This is a genomic window from Kocuria tytonicola (assembly GCF_003687455.1).
Taxonomy (GTDB): Bacteria; Actinomycetota; Actinomycetes; order Actinomycetales; family Micrococcaceae; genus Kocuria; species Kocuria tytonicola.
The window spans coordinates 18,492-40,686 of sequence record NZ_PHOA01000011.1 but is presented as its reverse complement, the minus strand read 5'-3'; the positions used below and the strand labels follow the sequence as shown (position 1 = coordinate 40,686).

Annotated in this window: 18 protein-coding genes and 2 tRNA genes; 9 read left to right on the top strand and 11 right to left on the bottom strand. The window is 70.2% G+C overall.

The features are described from left to right. Positions 1-68 precede the first annotated feature (68 nt). The 9 genes from gltX to CWC38_RS02820 form a co-directional block, all read right to left on the bottom strand. On the bottom strand, positions 69-1,586 hold the full coding sequence (gltX, locus tag CWC38_RS02860) for a glutamate--tRNA ligase (protein ID WP_121845319.1): 1,518 nt from the start codon (positions 1,584-1,586) through the stop codon (positions 69-71). Positions 1,587-1,634: 48 nt separating this feature from the next. Next, complete coding sequence (locus tag CWC38_RS02855; RefSeq protein ID WP_121845325.1) at positions 1,635-2,408, bottom strand: fumarylacetoacetate hydrolase family protein; 774 nt, start codon at positions 2,406-2,408, stop codon at positions 1,635-1,637. A 66-nt stretch (positions 2,409-2,474) separates the two neighbouring features. Then, positions 2,475-3,572, bottom strand: a complete 1,098-nt coding sequence (locus CWC38_RS02850; protein WP_121845318.1) for a branched-chain amino acid aminotransferase — start codon at positions 3,570-3,572, stop codon at positions 2,475-2,477. Between the two features lie 107 nt (positions 3,573-3,679). Beyond that, a complete protein-coding gene (locus tag CWC38_RS02845; RefSeq protein ID WP_121845317.1) occupies positions 3,680-4,768 on the bottom strand; it encodes a 3-isopropylmalate dehydrogenase in 1,089 nt (362 codons plus the stop codon). A gap of 204 nt (positions 4,769-4,972) precedes the next feature. Next, a complete protein-coding gene (gene metG, locus CWC38_RS02840) occupies positions 4,973-6,526 on the bottom strand; it encodes a methionine--tRNA ligase (RefSeq protein ID WP_121845316.1) in 1,554 nt (517 codons plus the stop codon). A 169-nt stretch (positions 6,527-6,695) separates the two neighbouring features. Then, entirely contained in the window at positions 6,696-7,721 is a 1,026-nt protein-coding gene (ilvC, locus tag CWC38_RS02835) for a ketol-acid reductoisomerase (protein ID WP_121845315.1), read from the bottom strand. Positions 7,722-7,818: 97 nt separating this feature from the next. Next, on the bottom strand, positions 7,819-8,328 hold the full coding sequence (ilvN, locus tag CWC38_RS02830; RefSeq protein ID WP_121845314.1) for an acetolactate synthase small subunit: 510 nt from the start codon (positions 8,326-8,328) through the stop codon (positions 7,819-7,821). Between the two features lie 3 nt (positions 8,329-8,331). Beyond that, positions 8,332-10,209, bottom strand: a complete 1,878-nt coding sequence (locus CWC38_RS02825; protein WP_121845313.1) for an acetolactate synthase large subunit — start codon at positions 10,207-10,209, stop codon at positions 8,332-8,334. Between the two features lie 267 nt (positions 10,210-10,476). Next, complete coding sequence (locus CWC38_RS02820; RefSeq protein ID WP_121845312.1) at positions 10,477-11,448, bottom strand: NAD(P)-dependent oxidoreductase; 972 nt, start codon at positions 11,446-11,448, stop codon at positions 10,477-10,479. Between the two features lie 164 nt (positions 11,449-11,612). On the opposite strand from CWC38_RS02820, the gene CWC38_RS02815 reads away from it, so the two are divergent. Beyond that, positions 11,613-11,685: transfer RNA gene (locus tag CWC38_RS02815), tRNA-Lys, on the top strand. A 198-nt stretch (positions 11,686-11,883) separates the two neighbouring features. Here the strand turns inward: CWC38_RS02815 and CWC38_RS02810 are convergent. After that, positions 11,884-12,390, bottom strand: coding sequence for a MarR family winged helix-turn-helix transcriptional regulator (locus CWC38_RS02810; RefSeq protein WP_121845311.1), 507 nt, complete (start codon positions 12,388-12,390; stop codon positions 11,884-11,886). A gap of 273 nt (positions 12,391-12,663) precedes the next feature. On the opposite strand from CWC38_RS02810, the gene bcp reads away from it, so the two are divergent. From bcp to CWC38_RS02770, 8 genes are all read left to right on the top strand, one after another. Next, entirely contained in the window at positions 12,664-13,137 is a 474-nt protein-coding gene (gene bcp / locus CWC38_RS02805) for a thioredoxin-dependent thiol peroxidase (RefSeq protein WP_121845310.1), read from the top strand. 174 nt (positions 13,138-13,311) lie between these two features. Further along, a tRNA-Leu gene (locus CWC38_RS02800) sits at positions 13,312-13,396 on the top strand. A 54-nt stretch (positions 13,397-13,450) separates the two neighbouring features. Continuing rightward, positions 13,451-15,058 (top strand): ABC transporter substrate-binding protein, encoded by a 1,608-nt coding sequence (locus tag CWC38_RS02795; RefSeq protein ID WP_121845309.1) that lies wholly within the window; start codon positions 13,451-13,453, stop codon positions 15,056-15,058. Positions 15,059-15,239: 181 nt separating this feature from the next. After that, on the top strand, positions 15,240-16,724 hold the full coding sequence (locus CWC38_RS02790; protein WP_121845308.1) for a malate:quinone oxidoreductase: 1,485 nt from the start codon (positions 15,240-15,242) through the stop codon (positions 16,722-16,724). Between the two features lie 197 nt (positions 16,725-16,921). After that, the gene (locus CWC38_RS02785; RefSeq protein WP_121845307.1) at positions 16,922-17,368 is read left to right on the top strand and encodes a MarR family winged helix-turn-helix transcriptional regulator; all 447 of its coding nucleotides are present in this window, start codon (positions 16,922-16,924) and stop codon (positions 17,366-17,368) included. A gap of 137 nt (positions 17,369-17,505) precedes the next feature. Then, positions 17,506-18,657: a YihY/virulence factor BrkB family protein gene (locus CWC38_RS02780; RefSeq protein ID WP_338067513.1), complete on the top strand. Its 1,152-nt coding sequence runs from the start codon at positions 17,506-17,508 to the stop codon at positions 18,655-18,657. A 235-nt stretch (positions 18,658-18,892) separates the two neighbouring features. Beyond that, on the top strand, positions 18,893-19,990 hold the full coding sequence (locus CWC38_RS02775) for an S-(hydroxymethyl)mycothiol dehydrogenase (protein ID WP_121845306.1): 1,098 nt from the start codon (positions 18,893-18,895) through the stop codon (positions 19,988-19,990). Further along, positions 19,987-20,670, top strand: a complete 684-nt coding sequence (locus tag CWC38_RS02770; protein ID WP_121845305.1) for an MBL fold metallo-hydrolase — start codon at positions 19,987-19,989, stop codon at positions 20,668-20,670. Before CWC38_RS02775 ends, CWC38_RS02770 begins: the two co-directional genes overlap by 4 nt. A gap of 170 nt (positions 20,671-20,840) precedes the next feature. On the opposite strand, the gene CWC38_RS02765 is transcribed toward CWC38_RS02770, so the two are convergent. Further along, a complete protein-coding gene (locus tag CWC38_RS02765; RefSeq protein WP_240625016.1) occupies positions 20,841-22,133 on the bottom strand; it encodes a hypothetical protein in 1,293 nt (430 codons plus the stop codon). Between the last annotated feature and the right edge of the window lie 62 nt (positions 22,134-22,195).

Sequence of the window (22,195 nt, the reverse complement as noted above, 5' to 3'; positions counted from 1 at the left end):
GGTGCCGTGGGGCGGGGCCTCGTGGTCCCCCGCCCGCGGAGGACGAGGGGACCACGAAGTGGGAGGAGTCAGTCCCCCAGCGTGGCCCGCAGAGCCCTGAGGCGCGCCAGGGACGAGTCCCTGCCCAGGATCTCCAGCGACTCGAACAGCGGCGGGGAGATGCGCTGCCCGGACACGGCGGTGCGCACGGGTCCGAACGCGAGCCGGGGCTTGATGCCCAGCCCGTCCACGATGGCCTCGCGCAGCGCGGTCTCGATGGCCGCGGCGGAGAAGTCCGGGAGGGGCTCCAGGGCCGTGATCGCGGCGTCGAGCACCTGGGGCGCGCTCTCCCTGAGCTGCTTGGCGGCGTCGTCCGCGACCACGATCTCGTCGTCCGAGCGGAAGAGGAAGCCCACCAGGCCCTCGGTCTCACCCAGCAGGTTCATGCGCTCCTGCACGAGCGGCGCGGCCTGGTCCAGGATCTCGTTCTCGCGCGGGGTGAGGGTCTCCCCCACCAGGCCGGCGGCACGCAGGTACGGGACCAGCCGGTTGCGGAAGTCCTCCGGCTCCAGCATGCGCACGTGGGTGCCGTTGATGGCCGTGGCCTTCTTGACGTCGAAGCGCGCGGGGTTGGCCAGCACGTCGTGGATGTCGAAGTTCGCCACGAGCTGCTCCACCGTGAAGATGTCCTCGTCCGCGGACAGGGACCAGCCCAGCAGGGCCAGGTAGTTCAGCAGGCCCTCGGGGATGAACCCGTTGTCCCGGTGGTGGAACAGATTGGACTCCGGGTCCCGCTTGGAGAGCTTCTTGTTGCCCTCGCCCATCACGTACGGCAGGTGGCCGAACTCCGGGATGAACTCGGCCACGCCAATGGCCACGAGCGCGCGGTACAGCGCGATCTGGCGCGGGGTGGAGGACAGCAGGTCCTCCCCGCGCAGCACCTGGGTGATGCCCATGAGGGCATCGTCCACGGGGTTCACCAGGGTGTAGAGGGGCTTGCCGTTGGCGCGGGCCACCACGAAGTCCGGGACCGAACCGGCCTTGAAGGTGATCTCACCGCGGACCAGGTCCGTGAAGGAGATGTCCTCGTCCGGCATGCGCAGGCGCAGCACGGGCTGGCGGCCCTCCGCGCGGTACGCCGCCTTCTGCTCCTCCGTGAGGTCGCGATCGAAGTTGTCGTAGCCGCGCTTGGGGTCCTCACCCTTCTCGCGGTGGCGCTGCTCCACCTCCTCCGGGGTGGAGAAGTCCTCGTACACGTGGCCGGCGGCCACCAGGCGGCGCAGGACATCCTGGTAGATCTCGCCGCGCTGGGACTGCCGGTAGGGCTCGTGGGGACCGCCCACGTTCACGCCCTCGTCCCACGTGATGCCCAGCCAGTCCAGGGCCTCCAGGATCTGCTGGAAGCTCTCCTCGGAGTCGCGGGCGGCGTCCGTGTCCTCGATGCGGAACACCAGGGTGCCGCCGGTGTGCCGCGCCCAGGCCCAGTTGAACAGCGCGGTGCGGATGAGGCCCACGTGCGGGGTGCCCGTGGGGGACGGGCAGAAGCGCACGCGGACGGGAGTGCCCTCGGGAACGGTGGGATGCAGAGTGGATGCGTCGTCAGTCATGATGGCGCCATTCTACGGGGTGCCCCCGGACCGCCGCCCGCCCCGGCCCTAGCGGCGCAGGACGGTGGTGAGCTCGCCGATGCCCTCGACCTCCACCGAGAGCTGGTCACCCTCGTCCACGGTGCCCACACCGGCGGGTGTGCCCGTGAGGATCACGTCCCCGGGCAGCAGGGTGAACGCCTCGGACACGTAGGACACCAGCGCGGGGACGTCGAAGATCATGTCGGCGGTGCTGCCGTCCTGCTTGAGCTCCCCGTTCACGGAGGAGCGCACGGACAGGGCCGAGGTGTCCAGGTCCGTCTCGACCCACGGGCCCAGGGGGCACGCGCCGTCGAAGCCCTTGGCCCGGGCCCACTGGCCTTCCGTGCGCTGGGCGTCCCGGGCGGTGAGGTCGTTGGCCGCGGTGTAGCCGAACACCACCTCCGGCACGCGCTCCACCGGGACGTCCTTGCACATGCGCCCGATCACCACCGCCAGCTCGGCCTCGTAGGAGACCTCCTCGGTCCACGCGGGCAGGGTCACGGGATCGCCGGGGCCGGAGACGGCCGTGTTGGGTTTGAAGAACAGCAGCGGCCGGGACGGGACGTCGTTGCCCATCTCCGCGGCGTGCTCGGCGTAGTTGCGGCCCACGCACACGATCTTGGAGCGCGGGATCACCGGTGCGAGCAGCCGGGCCTCGGACACCGCGACGGTGCGGTCCAGCTCCTGGACGCCCACGTACAGGGGATCCCCGGTGAGGTACCGCAGCGTCTCCTGCCCCGGGTCCCCGTGGACGGTGCCGTAGTGGATTTCATTCTCGTGTGTGAACCGTGCGATGCGCATGCCCACAGGCTACACAGCGGCCCCGGTCCGTTCAGCACGGACCAGGGCCGCCACGGACGTGGAGGATCACACGAGGCGGGTCAGCCAGCCGTGGGGGTCCTCGGCCCTGCCGGTCTGCACGTCGAGCAGCTGCCGGCGGATGGCCATGGTGACCTCGCCGGGGCGCTCGTGCTCCGAGCCGATCACCTCGTCGTGGCTCAGGAGCCGGCGCACCGGGGCGATCACGGCGGCGGTGCCGCACGCGAAGACCTCCGTGAGGCGGCCCGAGCGCTTGCCCTCACGCCACTCGTCCAGGGTGAACGCGCGCTCCTCCACCTGCATGCCGCGGTCCCGGGCCAGCTTCAGCACGGAGTCCCGCGTGATGCCCTCGAGGATGGTGCCGGTCAGCTCGGGGGTCACCAGGCGGTTGTCGTCGAAGACGAAGAACACGTTCATGCCGCCGAGCTCCTCCACGGCGCCCTCGCGCTCCGGGTCGAGGAAGAGCACCTGGCTGCAGCCGTGGGCGTCCCCCTCCAGCTGCGCGATGAGCGACGCGGCGTAGTTGCCGCCGCACTTGGCCGCACCCGTGCCCCCCTTGCCCGCACGCGCCCACGTGTCGGAGAGCCAGATGTCCACGGGCTCCACGGTGCCGAAGTAGTTGCCCGCCGGGGAGGCGATGACGGAGAAGAGTGCCTGTTTGGAGGGCCGCACGCCCAGGAACGGCTCGGTGCCGATCATGAACGGGCGCAGGTACAGGGACTCCCCCTCCCCGGAGGGCACCCACGCCTCGTCCACCCGCACGAGCTCCCGGACCGCGTCCACGAACGTCTCCTCGGGCAGGGCGGGCAGGGCGAGGCGCTGCGCCGAGCGGTTCAGCCGGGCGGCGTTGGCCTCGGGGCGGAAGCTCCACACGGAGCCGTCCTGGTGGCGGTAGGCCTTGAGACCCTCGAAGATCTCCTGGCCGTAGTGCAGCACGGACGTGGAGGGGTCCAGGCTCAGCGGACCGTAGGGCTGGATGCGCGCGTTGTCCCAGCTGCCGGTGCCCTTCTGGACGTCGCCCTGCCAGTCGATGCAGACCATGTGGTCCGTGAAGTGCTGACCGAAACCGGGGTTCTCCAGGACTGCGGCACGCACCTCGTCGGTGGCGGGCTGGGGGTTGATCTGCCGGGTGAACTCAGTGCTCACGGGTGGTCTCCTTCGACGGTGCGGTCGCGCCACCCGCCCGGCGGGGCAGGGTGCAGCGTGATGTGTGTCTCACCAGTATGCCGTCCCGTGGGGACCGCACCCGGCAGCTACGCACCGACGGCGCGGAGGCGGGCCACGACGTCGTCGCCCACCCGTGTCGTGCCGCGCGTGGCGGGGCCGTTCTCCTCGAGGTCCGCGCGCACGGCGCGGTTCACCCGGTCGGCCAGCTCGGGGTGGCCCAGGTGCTCGAGCATCATGGCACCGGCGAGGATCGCGGCGGTGGGCTGCGCAGTGCCCGTGCCGGCGATGTCCGGGGCGGACCCGTGGACGGGTTCGAACATGGACGGGGCCGTGCGGTCCGCGTTGATGTTGCCGCTCGGCGCGAGCCCGATCCCGCCCGTGATCGCGCCGGCCTGGTCCGTGAGGATGTCCCCGAACAGGTTGTCCGTGACGATCACGTCGAACCGTGCGGGGTCCGTGGTCAGGAAGATCGTGGCGGCGTCGATGTGCATGTAGTCCACCGTGACGTCGGGGAACTGTTCCGCCACCTCGTCCACCGTGCGCTGGTACAGCCGACCCGCGTTGACCAGCACGTTGTGCTTGTGCACCAGGGTCAGCTTCCTGCGCGCACGGCTCTGGGCGAGCCCGAAGGCGTAGCGCACCAGCCGGCGCACACCGTGGGCGGTGTTCACGGAGACCTCGGTGGCGATCTCGTGCTCGGTTCCGGTGCGCAGGGTGCCGCCGTTGCCCGCGTACGGGCCCTCGGTGCCCTCCCGGACCACCACGAAGTCGATGTCCCCGGGGTCCGCCAGCGGACTCGTGGTCCCCGGGTAGAGGGTGGCCGGGCGCAGGTTGACGTAGTGGTCGAGGCCGAAGCGCAGCTTGAGCAGCAGGTCCCGCTCCAGGAGGCCGGAGGGCACCCGCCGGTCGTTCGGGGCAGCGCCCACCGCACCGAAGAGGATCGCGTCGTGCTGGCGGAGCCGCTCCATGGTGTCCTCGTTCAACACCTCACCGGTGTCGAGCCAGTGCGCAGCACCCAGCGGATAGGTGGTCTTCTCCAGCGTCACCCCGGCGGGGTCCGTGACGGCGTCGAGGACCTTGACCGCCTCCGCGACCACCTCCGGGCCGATCCCGTCCCCGGGAAGCACGGCGATCGAGTGGTGGCGGGCGGTCTCGGCGGCAGTGGATTCGCTCATGCGCCCACCCTAGGGGCATGAGAACGGGCACATCCACATGATGAACGCCTGTTCCACATGTTGAGACGGCAGGTAGCCGCGCGTGTGGGCGGAGAGCATGCAGGAGGGGCCCGGCAGGCAGCGGGCCCCTCCGTGCAGGTCCCCTCCGTCCGAGGACAGCGGACACCCGAGGCGCTCCGGCCCGGGCCGGGGCGCAGGGACACCTCAGTCCGCGAGCGCCGTGGGCTCCTCGTAGCGCGGGAAAACGCCCGAGGGCTTGGGCAGTGGCGTGCCGGGGGCCAGCGGGGTGTCCAGAGCGGCGAACGTGCGGGCCGGCCCCTCGGGCTGGCCGAGCTGGTCCAGGAGCCGCGCCATGGCACCGGGCATCACGGGCTGCACCAGGACGGCCACGATGCGCACCACCTCGGCGGTCGTGTACAGCACGGTGGCCATGCGCCCGGGATCGGTCTTGCGCAGCACCCAGGGCTGCTGGGCCGTGAAGTAGCGGTTGGCGGAGGCGATCACGCGCCACACGGACTCGAGCCCCCGGTGGAAGGCCAGGGCGTCGAACGCCGTGCGGTACTCCGCCACCACGGCCCGCGCCTCGTCCAGCATCGCCCGGTCCTCCGCCGTGAGCTCGCCGGGCCCGGGGACCGTGCCGTCCAGGTTCTTGGCGACCATCGACAGGCTGCGCTGGGCCAGGTTGCCGAGGTCGTTGGCGAGGTCCGAGTTGATGCGCCCCACGATGGCGTCGTGCGAGTAGTTGCCGTCCTGCCCGAACGGCACCTCGCGCAGCAGGAAGAACCGCAGCGGGTCCAACCCGTACTCCCCGATCAGCGCGTGGGGGTCGATCACGTTGCCCACGGACTTGGACATCTTCTCCCCCTGGTTGAAGAGGAATCCGTGCGCGAACACCTTACGCGGCAACTCCAGTCCCGCGGACATCAGGAACGCGGGCCAGAACACGGCGTGGAAGCGCGCGATGTCCTTGCCGATCAGGTGCACGTCCGCGGGCCAGAACCGCTGGAACAGGGGGTTCTCGGTGTCCGGGTAGCCCAGACCGGTGAGGTAGTTGGTCAGGGCGTCCACCCACACGTACATCACGTGGTCCGGGTTGCCCGGCACGGGCACACCCCAATCGAAGGTGGTGCGGGAGATGGAGAGGTCCTGCAGTCCCCCTTCCACGAAGGACGCGATCTCGTGCGAGCGTGTCTCCGGCTGCACGAACCCGCTCCGGTAGAGCTCGAGCAGGCGGTCCTGGTAGCGGGAGAGCCGGAAGAAGTAGCTCTCCTCCTCGGTCCAGGTCAACTCGGTGCCCGTGCCGATCGAGTAGCGCTGCCCGTCCGCTCGTACCTCGGTCTCGTCCTCCGCGTAGTACGCCTCGTCCCGCACGGAGTACCACCCGGCGTAGGTGTCCAGGTAGATGTCCCCGTTGGCCTCCATGCGCCGCCACAGCTCCTGCGACGCCGCGGCGTGGTCCGCGTCCGTGGTGCGGATGAAGCGGTCGTAGGAGATCTCCAGCTCGTCGTCCATCTCCCGGAAGCGCGCGGAGTTGGTGTCCGCGAGCTCGCGCGGGGTGGTGCCGAGCTTCTCGGCCGTCTGCTGCATCTTCTGACCGTGCTCGTCCGTGCCCGTCTGGAAGCGGGTCTCGAACCCGTCCAGGCGCTTGAACCGCACCAGGGTGTCGGCGGCGATCGCCTCGTAGGCGTGGCCGATGTGGGGGCGCCCGTTCGGGTACGAGATGGCCGTGGTCGCGTAGAAGGGAGTCTGCTCAGTCACCCCTCCACTCTAGCCACCCCGCGGCACCGCGCCCGTCCCAGGCGCGGGAGGTCCTGCTCCCCTGGGCACGACGACGCCGCGGCGCCCGTCCCGTGGGAGGGGCGCCGCGGCGTCGTGGTGGGGTGTGCCGTTCCCCTCCGCCGCGGGCGGCGGGCGACGCGGGAGAGGATCAGCGCGCGGCGGTGCCCTCGGTGTAGTCCTCGTCCGTCTGCTCCCACGCGAAGAGCGAGCGCAGCTGGCGGCCCGTGGTCTCGATGGGGTGCTTCTCCTCCTTGGCGCGCAGCTCGTTGAACTCCTTGGCGCCGGAGGCCTGGTCCTTCATGAAGCGGTCCGCGAAGGCGCCGTTCCGGATGTCCGCGAGGACCTCCTGCATGCGCTCCTTGACGTCCGGCTGGATCACGCGGGGGCCGGAGACGTAGTCGCCGTACTCGGCGGTGTCGGAGCAGGACCAGCGCTGCTTGGCAATGCCGCCCTCGACCATGAGGTCCACGATCAGCTTGAGCTCGTGCAGCACCTCGAAGTAGGCGATCTCGGGCTGGTAGCCCGCCTCGGTCAGCGTCTCGAAGCCGTACTGGACCAGGTGGGACACACCACCGCACAGCACGGCCTGCTCGCCGAACAGGTCCGACTCGGTCTCCTCCGTGAAGGTGGTCTCGATGACGCCGGCGCGCGTGCCGCCAATGCCCTTCGCGTAGGACAGGGCCAGCTGCAGGGCCTGCCCCGAGGCGTCGACCTCCACGGCCACGAGGTCCGGGACGCCGCGCCCGGCCTCGAACTCGCGGCGGACGGTGTGGCCGGGGCCCTTGGGGGCGACCATGGCCACGTCCACGCCCTGGGGCGCCTCGATGTAGCCGAAGCGGATGTTGAAGCCGTGCGCGAAGAAGATGGCGTCGCCCTCGTCCAGGTTGTCCTTGACGGACTCCTCGAAGACCTGCGCCTGGACCTGGTCCGGGGTCAGGATCATGATCACGTCCGCCTCCTTGGCGGCGTCCGCGATGGAGAGCACCCGCAGGCCCTCGGCCTCCGCCTTGGCGCGGGACCTCGAGCCCTCGTTGAGGCCGATGCGGACGTCCACGCCGGAGTCGCGCAGGTTCAGCGCGTGGGCGTGGCCCTGCGAGCCGTAGCCGATGATGGCCACGGAGCGGTTCTGGATGATCGAGAGGTCGGCGTCGTCGTTGTAGTAGATCTTGGCCATGGGGTGCTCTGTCTCCTTGGGTAGCGGGTGGGTCGTTGGTGGTCCCGCGCGGGCTCTGGGGCGCCACGCCGGACCGGGTCTGAGGGTGGTCGTACGGTCAGTGTCGCAGCGCCCTGTCCGACATGGACTTGGGGCCGCGGCCGAGGGCCACGGTGCCGGCGCGGACGATCTCGCGGATCCCGAAGGGCTCCAGGACGTCCAGCAGCGCGTGGATCTTGTCCCGGGACCCCGTGGACTCGATGACCACGGACTCCGTGGAGACGTCCACGATGGTGGCACGGAACAGGTCCGCGGCCTGCGTGACCTGCAACCGGGTGGCGGCGTCCGCGCGGACCTTGACCATGATGTGGTCCCGCTGCACGGAGGCCTCCGGCGCGAGCTCCACGATCTTGATCACGTTGATGAGCTTGTTCAGCTGCTTGGTGACCTGCTCGAGCAGCTCGCCGTCCGCGTCCACCACCACGGTGATCCGGGAGATTCCGGACAGTTCGGTGGGGCCCACGGCCAGCGAGTGGATGTTGAAGGCGCGGCGGGCGAAGAGCCCGGCCACCCGGGTCAGCACGCCGGGCTTGTCCTCCACCAGGACGGAGAGGGTGTGTCGGCTCATGGATCAGTCCTCCGTCTTCCACTCGGGAGTCATGTTGCGGGCGATCTGGATCTGGTCGTTGGAGACACCGGAGGGGACCATGGGCCACACCATGGCGTCCGCGGAGACCACGAAGTCGATCACCACCGGGCGGTCGTTGATCTCCAGCGCCTGTTGGATGGTGGCGTCCACGTCCTCGTCCCGCTCGCAGCGCAGCGCCGCGCAGCCGTAGGCCTCCGCGAGCTTCACGAAGTCGGGGATCCGGCGCGAGTCGTGGCCCGTGTTCAGCTCGGTGTTGGAGTAGCGGCCGTCGTAGAACAGCGTCTGCCACTGCCGCACCATGCCGAGCGACGAGTTGTTGATCACCGCCACCTTGATGGGGATGTCGTTGAGCACGCACGTGGCGAGCTCCTGGTTGGTCATCTGGAAGCAGCCGTCGCCGTCGATCGCCCACACCACGCGGTCCGGCTGGGACACCTTGGCGCCCATGGCCGCGGGGACCGCGAAGCCCATGGTGCCCAGGCCGGAGGAGTTCAGCCACTGCCGGGGACGCTCGTAGTCCACGAACTGGGCGGACCACATCTGGTGCTGGCCCACACCGGAGGCGTAGACGGCCTCCGGGCCGGTCAGTGCCGAGATCCGCTCGATCACGTGCTGCGGGCTGCCGTGGCCGTCGTCGGTGCTCGTGTAGCCCAGGGGGTAGGTCTCGCGCAGGGAGTCCAGCGTCTCCCACCACGTGGTCAGGTCCGGGGTCTGCGCGTCCGCGAACTCCTGGCGCACGGCCTGGGTGAGGTCCGGGATCACGTGCTTGAGGTCCCCCACGATCGGCACGTCCGCGATCCGGTTCTTCGAGATCTCCGCGGGGTCGATGTCCGCGTGGATCACCTTCGCGTTCGGGGCGAACGTGTCCAGCTGACCGGTGACGCGGTCGTCGAAGCGCGCGCCGAGCGTGATCAGCAGGTCCGACTGCTGCATTGCGTACACCGCAGGCACCGTGCCGTGCATCCCCGGCATCCCCAGGTTCTGCCGGTGGGAGTCCGGGAAGATGCCGCGGGCCGTCAGGGTGGTGACCACGGGGGCCCCGGTGAGCTCGGCCAGCTCGGTCAGCTCCGCGGCGACGTCGGCCCGCATGGCCCCGCCGCCCGTGTAGAGGACGGGACGCCTGGCCTCGGCGATGAGACGGGCCGCCTCCTTGATCTGCTTGGAGTGCCCCCGGGTGACGGGGCGGTAGCCCTTGAGCTCCACGTGCGGCGGCCAGCTGAAGGTCAGGCTCCCCTGCTGGGCGTCCTTGGCCACGTCCACCAGCACGGGTCCCGGACGGCCGGTCGAGGCCAGGTGGTAGGCCTCGGCGAGCACCCGGGGGATGTCCCGGGCGTCGGTCACCAGGTAGGAGTGCTTGGTCACCGGCATGGTCATCCCCACGATGTCCGCCTCCTGGAAGGCGTCCGTGCCGATCGAGGAGCTGGCCACCTGGCCGGTGATCGCAAGCATGGGGATGGAGTCCATGTTGGCGTCCGCCAGTGCCGTCACGAGGTTCGTTGCACCGGGGCCGGAGGTGGCAATGCACACCCCCACGCGGCCCGAGGCCAGGGCGTAGCCCTCGGCGGCATGGCCCGCGCCCTGCTCGTGGCGCACGAGCACGTGGTTGATCTTGTCCGTGTCCAACAGCGGGTCGTACGTGGGCAGGATCGCGCCACCCGGCAGACCGAAGACATCCGTGACACCGAGCAGCTCGAGCGAGCGGATGATGGCCTGCGAGCCGGTCATCTCCTCCGGGGCCACGACATCCGTGGCGGAACCGGTCAGCAGTACCTGGTCCGACTCGGCGGCCTGCTCCGTGGGCGCGGACGGAGCGCGCCGCTGAGCCATCACCGCCGGGGAGATCGGCTGGTCCTTACTCATGTGCTGTGTCCTTACGTGCTGTGGGGTGCGGGATGCCCGGCGGGGTGGTGCCTGGCGGGTGCGACCGGGATGGGGTCGTGCATGAAAAAGGCCCCTGCCACGGATCTCGTGGGCTGAGGGCCTGGGGAACGCGCGCGTCGAGACCGCCTCAGGCCGGATGTCCCACGAGGACGACCGGTACGAGGTCGATGATGATGCGCAGCGCCGAAGTCATGCCCTCATGGTGTGACGCAGGAAACCATCGTGTCAATCTGCGGACACCTCGTCTCAGATCATGAGACGCCCCGGGCTGACCAGGAACTGCGGCGCCCTGCCCTGCCGGAGGGCGGCGAGCTGCTGCAGGAGGAGGTCCCGCATCCGTGGCAGGTACGAGGAGTTGGAACCGCCCACGTGGGGCGCGATGATCGACCCCCGGGCGCTCATGAGCGGGTGGTCTCCCGGCAGGGGCTCGGGCTCCACGACGTCGAGCGCGCACCGCAGCCTTCCCGAGCACACCTCCGCGCTCAGCGCCACGGTGTCCACCACGGCCCCGCGGCCCACGTTGACCACCAGTGCGTCGTCCGGCAGGGCCGCCAGGGCCTCGGCGCCCACGAGTCCACGGGTCGCGTCGCTGAGGGGCAGGGCGAGCACCAGGACGTCCGTGCGGGGCAAGATCTCCCCCAGCTCGGCGATGCCGTGGACGCTCCCCCGCTCGTCCTCCCTCGCCGTGCTGGCCACCCGGGTGAGCTCCACCTCGAACGGCTCCAGCCGCGCGACCACAGCCCGCCCGATCTCCCCAACCCCCACCACGGTGACCCGGGAGTCCGCGAGCGAGCGGGAGAAGAACTGCCGGTAGACACCGTCCGCCTGCTGCCGCACGGCACGGTCCAGGTTGCGCTGGGCCGCGAGGATCAGACCCAGCGCGATCTCGGCGGTTCCGGCGGCGTGGACCCAGCCGGCCGCGGCGAGTGCGGTGCCGTCCCCGAGCAGCTCGGGCACCCCGTCGTAGCCCGTCGACTGCAACTGGAGCAGGGAGACGTCCCGCAGGACGGAGGGATCCCTCCGCCAGCGCGCACTGTAGTAGGGGGCCACCGCGACATCCACCTCCTCGCGGGCACACCCCTCCGGCTCCCCCACCATGTCCCACAGGACGCAGCGGAAGTCCGTGACGTGCGGCACCACCGCATCGAACAGCTCCTGCTCCGGCAGGGAGACCACGCGCAGGGAGGCAGGGTCAACGGGGGGTCCAGGGTGGCTCATGACACCGATTCTACGGCGCGGCAGGCCGCCCGCCGGTGCGCACCGCCCGGGGTGCGAGCCACCCCCGGACCTCGATTTGACTCACCCCGTCGGACTGCTAAAGTTATCTCTCGTTGCAGGGGAAAGCAGCGGGGAAAGACCGCCGCAAACCGACAGCAGCACACGCGCCTCTAGCTCAATTGGCAGAGCAATTGACTCTTAATCAATGGGTTCAGGGTTCAAGTCCCTGGGGGCGCACAGCAGAGACGAAGGCCGGACCACCGTGGTGGTCCGGCCTTTGTCGTGTCCGGCACCCCGTCCAGGCCCGGGTTCAGGATTCCCGGCCCGTACGACGGGCTTCACGGCGCGGGGCAGGGGGTCTCGGAGAGCAACCGGGGCGGGCCGGGCAGCGGCGTCTGCCGGTGCAGGAAGAGCGGGTGGAGAAAGAGGGAGGGGTCAGTGACCCTCTGCAAGGGCTCCCGCGCCCCGGTCCGCCGTCGCCGCACCGTGGCTCCGGGAGCGACCGTCCTCGACCTCCCTGCGCCACCGGGCTCCACCGTGGGCGGCAATGATCTCCACGAGGCGGTCCCGGAACTGCTCGTCGGAGTCACGGGACTCACCCAGCAGATTCTGCTCCAGGCGCGCCGCGTCCGCGAGCACCCGCTCCCCCGCCAGCGAGATGGCCACCACGTGGGAGCGGCGGTCACGCTCGTTGCGGGAACGGGTCACGTGGCCGTGGGCCTCGAGGCGGTGCAGGGTCTTGCCCATGGTCTGCGCCTGGACGCGCACCTGACTCGCGAGCTGGGCCTGCGTCATGCTCCCCTCGGACTGCAGGACGTCCAGTGCCATGACGCCCGCGTGGGTCACCCCGAGAGACGCGAGGTCCTCGTTCCACGCGTGCTCCACGAGTCGCGCTGCCGTGGACAGCAGACGGTTCGTGGGCCACTGGTTCCTGTACGACATGAGACAACTATATCCGCTCGACGTGATCCGCTTCCTATACTCCAGGAGGACGTTCAAGTCAAATCCCCCGCCGCCGGGCTCCCGCGTGCGCAGGGGATCCCGACCGCGCAGAGGATGCCGACCGAGCGGCGTCGTGCGGAGGGCCGGGACGAGAGACACCCGGGCCGTGGGATGATCACCTGACGAGCAGCGCGACCCCGTCCGCACCCCTGAACTGTACGCGAGGTCGGACTGTTTAGGGAACATCTGTCACCACACCGTAAGGAACACCTCATGGCCGATCGCCTTGCCCCCGGCACCGCCGCCCCTGCCTTCACCCTCCCGGACGCCCACGGGAAGCCCGTGTCCCTGGAGGACATGCGTGGCGAGAAGGTCATCGTGTACTTCTACCCGCGCGCGGCCACCCCGGGGTGCACCACGCAGGCCTGCGACTTCCGGGACAGCCTGGCCTCGCTCGCGTCCGCAGGCTACCGGGTGATCGGCATCTCCCCGGACGAGCCGGCCGCGCTGGAGCGGTTCGCCGCAGCTCAGGAGCTGGGCTTCCCGCTGCTCTCCGACCCCGACCACCGGGTGGCCGAGGCCTACGGCGCCTGGGGCGAGAAGAAGAACTACGGGAAGGTCTACGAGGGCCTCATCCGCTCCACCGTGGTCCTGGACGAGACCGGCACCGTGGTGCTCGCCCAGTACAACGTGCGCGCCACCGGTCACGTGGCGAAGCTGCGCCGGGACCTCGGCCTGGACGGCTGAACCTGCTCCTGCTCCCCCACGGCCCCCACAGCTGGCCCGCGGGACGCGAACGTGCCCGGCGCCGAGGCCAGGGCCGCGGGCCCTCGGCGCCGTGGGCCATCCGCATGACGGGCGGTTGATAAGGTGGGCGCTCCCGGGTGGAGCCGGACCCTGCTGGCTCCGGACCCGGCAGCGGCGCGAGTGGTGGAACTGGCAGACACGCAGGATTTAGGTTCCTGTGCCTCACGGCGTGCGGGTTCGATTCCCGTCTTGCGCACCAGACAGCTGCGGACCGCCACGCAGAACGGGACCACGGCGGCAGAAAGGGCCCTCGGTGACGTATGAGAACGGTTTCGGGCGGCGTGCGTTCCTTGCCGCCGCCGGACTCGGCGCGGTCCTGACCGGCTGCGGACGTCCCGGCGCGCACTCCGGGTCCAGCGCATCGGTCCCCGGTGGTCACTTCGTCCTGGCCCACGCGGCGGCACCCACGGGCCTGGACCCCTCACGACGCACCTCCCAGGAGACCTCGCGGATCGCCACGCAGGTGCTCGAGGGGCTCGTGACGGCCGACCGCTCCACGGGGGAGGCCGCACCCGGTCTGGCGGAGTCCTGGACCGTGGCGGACGACAAGCGCTCCGTGACCTTCCGGCTGCGGGACGACGTCCTGTTCCACGACGGCACCGAGTTCGACGCCGCCGCGGTCAAGGCGAACTTCGAGAAGTGGCAGGCACAGTCCGAGTCCGAGCAGCCGTGGGCACCGCGGTGCGCATTCGCCACGACCTTCCGCCACGGCCGAACCGGGTCCTCGGTCTCCTCCTGCTACGCGGGCGTGGACGTCGCGGACGAGCGGACCGTGGTGCTCCGACTGACCCGCCCCTACTCCCCCCTGCTCTCCGCACTGACCCAGCCCGCCTTCGGCATGGCCTCCCCCGAGAGCATCCGTGCGGGCACCGAGGACGAGCACCTCGTGGGCACGGGCCCCTTCCGCCTGGACTCCGCGGACCCCGAGAGCGTCACGCTGCTCGCCAACGAGCGCTACTGGGGGGAGCTGGGTCAGGTGGGCACACTCGAGATGCGCGTGGTGCCGGACGCCCACGTGCGCTGCGCCGCCCTGCTGAGCGGGGATGTGGACGCCTACGACCTCGTGGGGATGGACGCCTTCGCGCCGCTGGCGCGCGAGGGTGTGCAGGTGCTCTACCGGGACCCCTACTCCGTGTGCTACCTCGGGATGAACCGCTCCCTGCCCCTGTTCCGGGACGTGGACGTGCGCCGGGCCGCGGCCGCGGCCGTGGACCGCGGGGCTCTGGCGAAGAACCTCTTCCCCAACGGCACCAATGTGGCGGACCAGTTCGTGCCGGCCCGCTTCACCGTGGACGGGGACAACCTCCAGATCCCCGGCTACGATCCCCAGCGCGCCAAGGACCTGCTCCAGGCCAGCTCCTACAGGGGCCAGCGCCTGAAGTTCGTCTACCCGCGCAACACCTCGCGCCTGTACCTGCAGGAGCCCGAGCGGGTGTACGCGCAGATCTCCGCCCAGCTCACGAAGGCCGGCTTCCGCATCACCCCCGTGCCCATGGACTGGGACCGCGGCTACGCGGACGCCGTGACGGATCCGTCCGGTGACCACGCGTTCAGCCTCATGGGCTGGAGCGGGAGCTTCCGGGACCCGGACAGCTTCATGGGCCCCCTCCTGGGCACGGAGCTCGCCCTGCTGGGGGACGACGACGCCGGACTCACCACCGCGGTCAACCGCGCCGCCGGCATGGCGCAGGGGGACCCCCGCACCGCCGCGTACAAGACGCTCAACGACCGTGTGTCCGAGGTGCTGCCCGCGGTTCCCCTGTGCCACCCGGTCTCTGCCGTGGCCGTGAACTCGCGCGTGGTCAGCTTCCCGCTCACCTCCACCGGGTTCGAGCGCTTCAACGAGCTGCAGCTCGCCTGAACCCACTCACCGCCCCGTGCAGCCCGGACGGTGACCCGGCCCCGGCGAGGCGCGCGGGCGGCGTCGTGGCGCGCCCCGTGCGGCCCCGGGACGCGTTGGGAGAAGCCCGGGGCTGGGGATACCCTGGACGACGAACGCACGGGCGCAGTGCCGCGCCCACCCTGCACGCACGGGAGACACAGTGACTTCACCTCAGCCCACCGAATCCGTCGACGTCGTCCTCGTGGGCGCCGGCATCATGAGCGCCACCCTGGCAACCCTGCTCAACGACCTGCAGCCGGACTGGAAGCTGCTCGTGCTCGAGCGCCTGGACGCGGCCGGGCTGGAGAGCTCCAACGCGTGGAACAACGCGGGCACCGGGCACTCCGCCCTGTGCGAGCTCAACTACGCCCCGCAGGCCGCGGACGGCACCGTGGGCGCGGAGAAGGCGCTGAACATCAACGAGCAGTTCCAAGTCACGCGCCAGCTGTGGAGCTCCCTGGTGGAGAACGGCACGCTGCGGGAACCCCGCTCCTTCATCAACCCGGTTCCGCACGTGTCCATGGTGTTCGGCGAGGACCACGCCACCTACCTGCGGGCCCGCTACGAGGCCTTCAAGCCCCACAAGCTCTTCGAGCGCATGGAGTTCACCGAGGACCGCGACCTGATTGCGCAGTGGGCACCGCTCACGATGCACGGGCGCGGTGCAGGCCGGGTGGCCGCCACGTTCGCCCCGGAGGGCACCGACGTGGACTTCGGCACCCTCACCAACCAGATGCTGGACCACCTGACCGGGCGAAGCATCACCGTGCAGTACGGCCAGGAGGTCACCACCCTGGACCGCCAGAGTGACGGCTCCTGGCTGGTCTCGGTGGAGGACCGCCTGAACAGCGACAACAACCGCGTGATCCGCGCGGGCTTCGTCTTCCTGGGTGCGGGCGGCGGTGCGCTGCCGCTGCTGCAGAAGTCCGGCATCAAGGAGGCCAAGGGCTACGGCGGGTTCCCCGTGTCCGGGCTGTTCCTGCGCAACACCGATCCCTCCGTCACGGCTCAGCACAACGCCAAGGTCTACGGCCAGGCCTCCGTGGGAGCACCTCCCATGTCCGTGCCCCACCTGGACACGCGCTACGTCAACGGGCGCCGCGCCATCATGTTCGGCCCCTACGGCGGGTTCAAGCCCAACTTCCTCAAGCACGGCTCCCTGCTGGACCTGCCCAAGAGCGTGCGGGCGCACAACCTCTACCCCATGACCCGCGCCGGCATGGCCAACCTGGACCTCGTTAAGTACCTCGTGGGCGAGCTCACCAAGACCAGGGCGCAGCGCATCGATGCCCTGCACGAGTACTACCCCACCGCCGACGGCTCCCAGTGGGAGCTCATCGAGGCGGGCCAGCGCGTGCAGGTCATGAAGTCCGACGCCAAGAAGGGCGGCGTGCTGCAGTTCGGCACCGAGCTCGTGACCAGCGCGGACGGCTCCATCGGCGCCCTCCTCGGGGCGTCCCCCGGTGCCTCCACGGCCGTGCCGATCATGCTCAACCTGCTGTCCAAGTGCTTCCCAGCCAAGATGTCCGAGTGGGAGCCCCGGATCAAGGAGCTCATCCCGTCCTACGGGACCACGCTCAATGACAACCCTCGCCTCGCGGACGAGATCATGGGTCACACCGCCTCGGTGCTCGGCATCGAGTAGCCCACCCGTTCGGGTGGGCCCGCGGGGGCCGGTACGCACTGCGCGTACCGGCCCCCGCGCCGTCGTGTACCCCGTTGCGTGGACAGGCACGCCCCGTTCGGCCAGAAGTGTGGACAGCGGCGGCCGGAAATGCATCCTTTTGCTCTCGTAACATATAGATAACGTTCATAGGGGGTGAACGTCGCAAAGGGGGAACTATGACATCTAGGGGGAGCATCGAGGCCTGGGACGCTCTGAGCCGCTGCCACGTGTCGGTGACCCGGCAGCTGCAGCGCGACGTGGACCTGCGCGGTCTCTCACGCCGTGAGTTCGAGGTGCTGGCCACCTTGGACGGCGCGGATCGTGGCGGACTGCGGCTGCGGGACCTGAACAGCCACGTGCTGCTCACGCAGTCCAGCCTGTCCCGCATGCTGGAGCGGCTCGAGAACAAGGGTCTCGTCACCCGCCGCCAGGACTCGCAGGACCTGCGAGGCGTGCGAGTGGCGCTGACCGAGGCCGGGGGGCGGCTCTACAAGCAGATCTCCGAGGACAACGACCAGAAGGTCGCGGACGTGATGAGCACGGCACTGGACTCCCAGGAGATCCGGGTGCTCACACGGCTGAGCGAGCGCATCCACCAGTACGCGCTCTCGCTGTCCCGGTAGCCCACCGCAGCACCCGTCACCGCGTCCGTGAACCTTTCACGGGCGCGGTGATCTGTCTCCCCCCCGCCGCATTCGCTCCCGGACGCGTTCACCATGCCCCTGCAGGTTCCAAGATCAGTACACTTCTTCCTGACCCCGTGGTGCACACAGTGCGGCAGTTCTGCCAGAACACCGCGGAGATCGCTGCTTCCCCCTTCGAGAGGACCCCCATGACCCACCAGAACCTGGAGTCCACAGTGGCCCGGGAGGACTCCGCGCCCCACCCGGACCACGGCACCAAGCCCGATTCCCCCGGCAAGCTCAAGGGGCAGTCATGGGGGTACATCTTCAAGCGGGCACTGTCCGAGTTCACCAAGGACGGCTGCACGGACCTCGCCGCCACCCTGACCTACTTCGCGGTGCTGTCCATCTTCCCCGCGCTGCTGGCGCTGGTGTCGCTGCTGGGCGTCTTCGGCCAGGGTGAGGCCACCACCAAGGCCATCCTGGACTTCCTGGACCAGTACGCACCCGCGGCCCTCGTGGACCTGCTCTCGGAGCCGATCTCGCAGCTGACCACCCAGTCCGGTGCCGGACTCGCCCTGGTGGTCGGCATCGTGGGTGCGCTGTGGACCGCTTCCGGCTACACCGGTGCCTTCTCCCGCGCGCTCAACCGCATCTACGAGGTCGCCGAGGGGCGCCCCTTCTGGAAGCTCAAGCCCGTCATACTGCTCGTGACCCTGATCGTGGTGCTGATCGTCGCCGCCGTGATGATCATGGTGCTGCTCTCGGGAGACCTCGCGCAGACCCTCGGTGACGCCGTGGGTCTGGGATCCACCGCGGTCACCGTGTGGAACTGGGCCAAGATCCCCGTGGTCCTGGTCCTGCTCGTGCTCCTCATCGCCATCCTCTTCTACGCGACTCCGAACGTGCGGCAGCCCAAGTTCCGCTGGATGAGCCCCGGCGCGGCCATCTCGCTCGTGTTCATGATCGTTGCGGGGCTCGCGTTCGCGTTCTACGTGGCCAACTTCGCGAAGTACAACGCCACCTACGGGGTCATCGGCTCCGTGATCATCCTGCTGCTGGGCCTGTGGGTCATGAACAACGCGCTGCTCTTCGGAGCCGAGGTGGACGCCGAGCTCGAGCGCGGCCGCCAGCTGCAGGGCGGCATCCGGGCCGAGGAGACCATCCAGCTCCCGCCCCGCGACACCACCCAGGTGGAGAAGCTGCGCGCCAAGGAGGAGAAGCTGGAAGCCGAGGGCCGCAAGATCCGCCTCCACACCGAGCACCTGGACTACTCCCAGGACAGCTGAGCCCGTTCCCTCCCGGACTCCTGCCCCGACGGGCCCGCACGGTGCACACCGTGCGGGCCCGTTCCGTGTCATGGTCCGCCGCCGCACGCCACCGGCCGCCAGCTGCCCGCTGCCGCTGCTCACCGCCCACCGTTCACCGGGCGGCGAACGACCCGCCCGGGCACTGTGCGGGTCCGTGCGGCACCCCCCATACTGGGACCGGCACGCAACCGAGCACGATGACGGAGGCAACTTCATGCACAAGGTCAAGGGCGTAGTGGTCCGGGCGAAGAACGAGCCCGCGACCGTGGAGACCATCCTGGTTCCGGATCCCGGGCCCGGAGAGGCACTCGTGGACGTGCTCACGTGCGGGGTGTGCCAGACGGACTTGCACTACAAGGTGGGCGGCGTGGGCGACGACTTCCCCTACCTCCTCGGCCACGAGGCCACCGGTGTGGTCAGCGCCGTGGGAGACGGGGTCACGGAGGTTGCCGTGGGTGACCACGTGATCCTCAACTGGCGGGCCGTGTGCGGTGAGTGCCGAGCCTGCCGCCGGGGCCAGCCCTGGTACTGCTTCGACACCCACAACGCCTCTCAGCGCATGACCCTCGAGGACGGCACCGAGCTGGAGCCTGCACTGGGGATCGGCGCCTTCGCGGAGAAGACCCTCGTGGCGGCAGGCCAGTGCACCCGCATCGAGTCCCCGCTGGAGGACGACCAGTACGCCGCCGTGGGCCTGCTGGGCTGCGGTGTCACCGCCGGCATCGGTGCCGCCATCAACACCGGCGCCGTGCAGCGCGGGGACTCCGTGGCGGTCATCGGCTGCGGTGGCGTGGGGACCGCGGCCGTGGCCGGTGCCGCCCTGGCGGGCGCCACCACGATCGTCGCCGTGGACGTGGACGACGACAAGCTGCGCACCGCCCAGCGTCTGGGCGCCACCCACGTGGTCAACTCCCGCTCGGAGGACCCCGTGGAGGCCATTCGCGCGCTCACCGGGGGCAACGGCGCGGACCTCGTGATCGACGCCGTGGGCGTGGCGGACACCTTCCTGCAGGCCTTCCAGGCACGGGACCTCGCCGGGCGCATGGTGCTCGTGGGCGTTCCCGATCCCGGGACCACCGCGGAGCTTCCCCTCGACGAGGTCTTCTCCCACGGCGGGTCCATCAAGTCGGCGTGGTACGGGGACACCCTGCCCTCCCGCGACTTCCCCATGCTCGTGGACCAGTACGTCCTCGGGCGCCTGGACCTGGACGCCTTCGTGTCCGAGCGCATTGCTCTGGACCAGGTGGACGCCGCGTTCGACACCATGAAGTCCGGCAAGGTCCTGCGCTCGGTCGTGGAGCTGCAGCGATGACCCGGCAGCCCGAGACCGTCCTGACCGATCCCCGCGGCGGGGTCACCGTGGTGAACTGCGTGACCGCGGGGACGTTCAACCTGGACGGCGGCACGTGGGAGGTGGAGAACAACGTCTGGGTCCTGGGCAACCAGGCGGAGTGCGCCGTCATCGACCCCGCGCACGACCCCGAGGCGGTGCTCGCCGCCGTGGCCGACCGCACCATCACCCACGTGCTGCTCACCCACGGCCACGACGACCACATCAAGGCCGTGCGCGAGTTCGTGGAGCGGGCGGGCACGGACGCTCCCGTCATGATGAACCACGAGGACCTCATGCTGTGGCGCGCCGTTCATCCCGAGGGTCCCGAGCCGGAGCCCCTGCACGACGGTCAGCAGATCCTCGCCGGGACGGTGGCCGTCACCGTGGTGGCCACCCCGGGGCACTCCCCCGGTTCCGTGGTCTTCCACGCACCGGACCTGGGCGAGGACGGGGTCGTCTTCACCGGAGACACCCTCTTCCAGGGCGGTCCCGGCGCCACGGGCCGGTCCTACTCCGACTTCCCCACGATCATCGACTCGATCGCCAAGCGCCTGTTCACGCTCCCGGAGGACACCCTCGTGCTCACAGGCCACGGGGACTCCACCACCGTGGGCCGGGAGAAGCCCCACCTGGCGGAGTGGATCGCGCGCGGTTCCTGAGTTCAGCCGAGCACCCTGCACCAGGAGCGCACGAAGCCGCCTGCGGAACCTGACCCTCGCGGGTACGGTTCCGGAGGCGGCGTCGTGCTGGTGGGGCACCGTTCCTGCAACACGTGCCCCGGCGGGTGCTCGCGACGGCGAGCCGCCCTGGCCCCGGCCGGAGCGAGGGCTCAGATCCTCGGCTCCGGCCCGGGGGCGCGGCGCAGCCCGTGGTTGAAGACGAGAGCCGTGCCCAGCAGCAGCATCGAGGCGGCCACGGGCACCATGGCGGCGGACATGTAGTCGTGGTGCACGCCCAGGTACGCGCAGATGATCAGGCCCAGGGCGGTGGCCACACTCGTGGCCACGTTCATGAGGCCCACGAGACCCATGTAGCCGTGGGCCATGTCCACCTGCCCCGCGGAGCTGTGGATGCACAGCAGGCACGGACCGGAGAAGAAGCCCACGGCTATGAGCACCACGGAGAAGCCGACTGTGCCGGAGGGCCCGGAGAGCAGCATGGACGTGAGCAGGGCGCCCGTGGCCACCAGGACCCACATGTTGGCGGCCGTGATGCGGTGGCGGAAGCGCACCGCCAGGCTGGAGCCCGCCGCCGCCCCGAATCCGACCAGCGCGTACATCACCCCCATGGTCTTCACCGTGTCCAGGGAGACCGAGTAGACCGCGAGGCATCCCTGAGCCGCGCCGAGCAGGGCGTTCAGCGCGGCGATGCCGTAGAGCAGGCCGTGGCGCAGCCGGAACGCCGCGCGCTGCTGCGCCCGAGGAGCTGGTCGACGGTCCCGGCGCCACTGGCTCTCGGGCATGTTGGCCTGTGGATGCCTGGCCGAGGGGTGCACCACGAACAGCACCATGGTGAGCACCGACAGGATCGCCGAGGCACGCAGCACCGACGACGGTCCTGCCACCACGGCCAGCAGCCCGGTCAGTGCGGCGCCCAGGACCGTGGCCAGTGCCTCGTTGACGGACTCGCGGCGCATGGCCCCGCCGAACGCCTCGGGACGGTTCTCGGACTCCACCACGGACACCCACCGCAGCCGTGCGGCCAGACCCATCGGGGCCAGGGAGAGACCCGCGACGAAGAACGGCATGAACGCGCCCGCAGCGTCCCAGGTGGTTCCCACGGCATCGACGTCCACCCGGGAGAGCTGCCACATCACCACGCCCTGGATGAGAGCAACCCCTGCGAGGGCCCAGAGCCGCCAGCGGACGTTCGCGAAGACCGCCATGCCCACGCCGCACACGGCCATGCCGAGGCACAGGGCAGCCGAACTGACCGCAGCCGTCCACGCCGAGGCCGCGGATACCGCCACCCAGGTGAGGACTCCCAGGGGCGTCATGACCTGCGGCACGCGCAGCAGCAGGGTGATGAGCGCGAGCTGCCGGTCGCGGCGAACCCACTGCTCCCTGGGCGGGAGGCTCCCGGCCGGCAGCTCCGTGGTCTGGGGGTGCATGGCGGTGTTCACGCGCTCAGCCTACGCGGGGCCATAGCGCTGGGGCCGACGGTCGACGGGCCCTCGGATCGACG

Excerpts from the sequence above, each read along its gene's own strand:
- CWC38_RS02845 (WP_121845317.1), bottom strand. The coding sequence starts at position 4,768 with ATGAGCGAATCCACTGCCGCCGAGACCGCCCGCCACCACTCGATCGCC.
- ilvC (WP_121845315.1), bottom strand. The coding sequence starts at position 7,721 with ATGGCCAAGATCTACTACAACGACGACGCCGACCTCTCGATCATCCAG.
- bcp (WP_121845310.1), top strand. The coding sequence starts at position 12,664 with ATGGCCGATCGCCTTGCCCCCGGCACCGCCGCCCCTGCCTTCACCCTC.
- CWC38_RS02810 (WP_121845311.1), bottom strand. The coding sequence starts at position 12,390 with ATGTCGTACAGGAACCAGTGGCCCACGAACCGTCTGCTGTCCACGGCA.
- gltX (WP_121845319.1), bottom strand. The coding sequence starts at position 1,586 with ATGACTGACGACGCATCCACTCTGCATCCCACCGTTCCCGAGGGCACT.
- CWC38_RS02775 (WP_121845306.1), top strand. The coding sequence starts at position 18,893 with ATGCACAAGGTCAAGGGCGTAGTGGTCCGGGCGAAGAACGAGCCCGCG.
- ilvN (WP_121845314.1), bottom strand. The coding sequence starts at position 8,328 with ATGAGCCGACACACCCTCTCCGTCCTGGTGGAGGACAAGCCCGGCGTG.
- CWC38_RS02820 (WP_121845312.1), bottom strand. The coding sequence starts at position 11,448 with ATGAGCCACCCTGGACCCCCCGTTGACCCTGCCTCCCTGCGCGTGGTC.
- CWC38_RS02825 (WP_121845313.1), bottom strand. The coding sequence starts at position 10,209 with ATGAGTAAGGACCAGCCGATCTCCCCGGCGGTGATGGCTCAGCGGCGC.
- CWC38_RS02855 (WP_121845325.1), bottom strand. The coding sequence starts at position 2,408 with ATGCGCATCGCACGGTTCACACACGAGAATGAAATCCACTACGGCACC.
- CWC38_RS02785 (WP_121845307.1), top strand. The coding sequence starts at position 16,922 with ATGACATCTAGGGGGAGCATCGAGGCCTGGGACGCTCTGAGCCGCTGC.
- CWC38_RS02770 (WP_121845305.1), top strand. The coding sequence starts at position 19,987 with ATGACCCGGCAGCCCGAGACCGTCCTGACCGATCCCCGCGGCGGGGTC.